Origin of the sequence: Candidatus Magnetominusculus xianensis, assembly GCA_001541255.1 — a bacterium.
Lineage (GTDB): Bacteria > Nitrospirota > Thermodesulfovibrionia > Thermodesulfovibrionales > Magnetobacteriaceae > Magnetominusculus > Magnetominusculus xianensis.
On record LNQR01000098.1, the window covers coordinates 1 to 1,337 of the forward strand.

Annotated in this window: 1 protein-coding gene; it reads right to left on the reverse strand. The window is 53.0% G+C overall.

Going from position 1 to position 1,337, the window contains the following annotated elements; genetic code table 11:
- Positions 1-166 precede the first annotated feature (166 nt).
- Positions 167-1,180, reverse strand: coding sequence for an IS1 family transposase (locus ASN18_RS12945; RefSeq protein ID WP_157072990.1), 1,014 nt, complete (start codon positions 1,178-1,180; stop codon positions 167-169).
- Positions 1,181-1,337: the final 157 nt, after the last annotated feature.

The window sequence follows — 1,337 nt, forward strand, 5'->3', positions numbered from 1 at the left end:
AAGCCTCCTGACCGTCTGGCGAGTCGATTTGAGCAGATTTTCGCCATAGGATCGCGTCAGGGACCAAATGGACCGATTTTTACCTCCAGGCACTGGGCTCCGACCATTCTCAAAATCCCATCATGGCGTAAATCTGACTGACCAACCCTATCAACTCACCCCATGATCAAGCTGCTTTTTTCATTCGCAAGATTGCTTCCACCGTGAGTGGTGCCTTCTGAAACCCCAGTTTGACGGCTGGCACCTCACCTGTCGTCCAATGACGACGAACAAAGTTATGAGTGATCAAATGGACATCCAGCGTCCTTTGCAGCCCTTCAGTCATCTTGGCGTAGGTGTTTGTTCGTCGTCGAAAGGCGCTGTTGCGACGACGGGTAGCGGCGTTCTGCCCCTCCAGATGATTGGCATGGATCTCCTGATCACGGACGTCTTGCACGGTTTCTGGATGTTCGGGTTGCGGAGCTTGGTACTTGGGCCGCTTCGGTCCCCGTTTGTGCTTCTGGCTGCCTTTATTCTTGATTCTGACTTTGACCCCTTTGGGCAGTACATGCCGAGGGCGTCCCCTCTTCCCGGTTTTCAAGACCTCCGAGCACAGTTCAAACAAGGTCTGCCCGTACCGACGTTCACCATCTGAAAAGAAAGAAAAATCATTCGTCTGTCGGACAAACCGGCACACCCCCTTCATGACATCTTTGAACAGTTTGCCGTCTTTCTTGCCGCAACGCTGATCCACCAGAAACCGACTGCCGCGTTCCATGATGATTGCCGTCCAACCCGATGATTGGCTGGGATCCGTACGCTTGCCAATGATCGTGTACAGTTCATCTCCTTCAAACGTAAGACGCAGAAACTCGTGGCACAGGCCGTACAGCATCAAGGTCTCTTTCTGACCGGCAAAGCGTTCCTCCCACTCGGCGATCGTATTCTTGTGCGAACCAACGACACGTCCCGTTGCCCTCAATCCCATGCCTTCGTCACGCATCCTGATGGCCAACGACACTTTACTGATTGATGATTTCAGATGCTCCATAGGCGTCCCATAGGTCTCGGAGAATCGAACGCCGCAGGCTTGGCAGCGCAGCAATACACGATGCCCGTTATGGACGGTGACGTACCGCTTGTCGATAACAGCACCGACAAGCCGACACGATGGACAGGTAATGGTTTCGTTAATGTTCATGAGACTGAATTACAGCTTCTGCCAGCGTCAGTCAAGGGCGGTCAGAACAGTCGGAGCCCAGTGCCCTACAGACTGTCTCAACCATTGCGGGGACTCTGTCCCCGCGCCCCTGGGATTTTTCGCTTCTTATTCCTTTCGAACGGATTTTGAATTTATA

Excerpts from the sequence above, each read along its gene's own strand:
- ASN18_RS12945 (WP_157072990.1), bottom strand. The coding sequence starts at position 1,180 with ATGAACATTAACGAAACCATTACCTGTCCATCGTGTCGGCTTGTCGGT.